Origin of the sequence: Psychrobacter sp. GW64-MNA-CIBAN-0177 (genome assembly GCF_040309585.1) — a bacterium.
GTDB lineage: Bacteria > Pseudomonadota > Gammaproteobacteria > Pseudomonadales > Moraxellaceae > Psychrobacter > Psychrobacter okhotskensis.
This window is the reverse complement of the sequence record NZ_JBEOOY010000425.1, coordinates 1-254: the sequence shown is the minus strand read 5'-3', so window position 1 is coordinate 254 and position 254 is coordinate 1. Positions and strand designations below refer to the sequence as shown.

General features: G+C 49.2%; 1 protein-coding gene. It reads right to left on the bottom strand.

Annotated elements, in window-relative coordinates; translation table 11 throughout:
- A partial coding sequence (locus tag AAEY79_RS15705) for a type II secretion system F family protein (RefSeq protein ID WP_352289535.1) occupies positions 1–254 on the bottom strand: 254 nt, incomplete at both ends.

Here is a 254-nt window from a genome sequence, read left to right as displayed (position 1 = left end):
CATTTGCACCATCATCGGGGGAAAATAAGCCGATTTTTCCAACTGACTCGATAAGCTTGCACCTTCAGTGACCCTATCAGCGGCAGAAATAACAGCGCGTTGAATATGCAGATTGGTAGTCACCGCCGCACCAATATGCAACGCTTCAATCAACGGCACACCTGAGCGCACTAAAATAGCAAGGGTACTGGCAAAACGTGCCGCATTAAGACCTTTTGACAAGCGCGCAAGGATAGGCAGCTTGAGCACCAAAC